Here is a 1,720-nt window from a genome sequence, read left to right as displayed (position 1 = left end):
CGACCAGGGCACCCCCATCGAGGCCGCCTGCCGCATCGTCATCCTCGAAGACCAGCTCGAAGAAGCCCAACGCATCAACACCGAATACCGCCGCACTGCCGGAACGGCACACCCCACCACCGCGGTCTGAGAACCTGCTGCGAAAGGTCATGCCAAGCGTCGCTGACACAGGCTGACCACACGCTGGATGGTCAAGATCCTGGCCGGATAGGGCGGTCAGTCACTCACCGGGGCCGACCGCGGGCGCCGCCCCTACTTGGTCGTGTGCGTGGGGTAGACCTCGACGTCGGTGTTGCGGGGATCAGCCCGAGGATGACCTGGCCGATCTCGCTGTCCGCAGGTCCGATGTCATTGGGGTCGTGCGAACCGACCAGCGCCGCCGAGTTGTGCTTGCGGCCATCGCGGACGACTTCCAGCAGCAGCTCGCAGCCCTCGGGGGAGGAGGTAAGCCACCAGCACTCATCCCACACGGCGGCCGTGAACTCCTCGTCGCGCTGGAAGCCGATCTTGCGGCAGAGGGCGGCGATCAAGTACATCGCCGCGCGCCCGAACGTCTTCTCGAACTCGAGCCGGTCCACGCGCGAGCCTTCCAGCTCACGCTTCTTGGGCAGCGCGAGGGAGGCGACGGAGAACACCACGGAGTCGGCCTCGGAGGTGCGCACGACGGGCAGCGTCTCGTCGAACAGGGCCCGGCCCAGGTCCTTGCGGGCCACCGCGCCCAGTCGGCGCGCCATCGTCCGCGAGACCGGATCTTCCGCACCACGCGTGGTCAGCTACTCGGCCAGGACCCGCATCGAGGCCTGCGGCCCGGCGAGCACCGAGGAGATCGCCTCCGACAGGGCGATGCCCTCATCACTCATCGGTGACATGCCCAGCAGCAGAGTCAGAAAGGACTCGGTGAAGCGCTGCGCCTCCTGGGGATTGTCGAAGATCCGCAGCGGATCGAGGGAGACGGAGGCGGTGTTGTCGATGGTGATGACCTGGGTCTCGCCGGGGCAGGAGCGGGCGAACTTCACCCATTCCTGCTTCGGCGTGCGGTCCACGATCACCGCACGGCTGCGGCTGCCCCGCACACCCTTCCAGCGCCCGGCGGCCAGGGATCGCGTACACCGCCGCCTTCAACGCGACGGACTTGCCCGCGCCGAGCTCCCCGCAGTACGCGGCCGAAGCGGAGGCGTTCTCCCGCGGCGCCCGCGCGAAGTCGATCAACACGGGGCGCATGCCGCCGCCGGCCAGCTGCAGCCCGTACAGCGGCCCGTTGTCATCGCCCAGGCCGCTGGTAACAGCGGGCACTGAACTGCTCGTTGGGGCCGTCGTCCATCGATGCCACGCCGATCATCGGTCCCCGGCGGCCGCCCTCGCGCCACGCGGCCTCCGTTTGCGCCAAGAGGTCCAGCGAGGGCACGAGCACCAGCACACGGCCCGCGTGAAGCTCTTCCGCGCTATGTACCGCGACCTGAGTCTTCCCAGATCCGGTCGCCGTGATCACCTGTGTTCGGAGCCCCCGCTCCGGCATCAGCGAGCCCGCGGGTAGCTCGAGCGCGCAGGACTGCGTCAACGGCTTCTCGTTGGTGGGGACGCAGTCGCTTCACTGCCATTTCGATCTGCCTTCTTCCTCGGGCACGCCTGTGGCATCACGCGAGTGGCCACCACACGCCAGACTGCGAATCTGCAACTCGATGTCACCGGGCTCCGCGCTTCATGGCACCGCTGTTGTACA

At 68.1% G+C, this 1,720-nt stretch carries 1 protein-coding gene and 2 pseudogenes; 1 reads left to right on the top strand and 2 read right to left on the bottom strand.

Translation table 11 applies throughout. The features are described from left to right. Nucleotides 1-130 (top strand): annotated as a pseudogene (locus ABD378_RS43040) (MerR family transcriptional regulator); the annotation flags it as partial. 94 nt (nucleotides 131-224) lie between these two features. Here ABD378_RS43040 and ABD378_RS43035 read toward each other — a convergent pair. Beyond that, nucleotides 225-1,016 (bottom strand): annotated as a pseudogene (locus ABD378_RS43035) (ATP-binding protein). A 245-nt stretch (nucleotides 1,017-1,261) separates the two neighbouring features. After that, the gene (locus tag ABD378_RS43030; protein ID WP_386542704.1) at nucleotides 1,262-1,516 is read right to left on the bottom strand and encodes a DEAD/DEAH box helicase family protein; all 255 of its coding nucleotides are present in this window, start codon (nucleotides 1,514-1,516) and stop codon (nucleotides 1,262-1,264) included. Nucleotides 1,517-1,720: the final 204 nt, after the last annotated feature.

It is taken from the genome of Streptomyces rectiviolaceus (assembly GCF_039533825.1).
Lineage (GTDB): Bacteria > Actinomycetota > Actinomycetes > Streptomycetales > Streptomycetaceae > Streptomyces > Streptomyces rectiviolaceus.
Note: the sequence above shows the minus strand (reverse complement) of the source record. Positions and strands in the feature narration are given on the sequence as shown.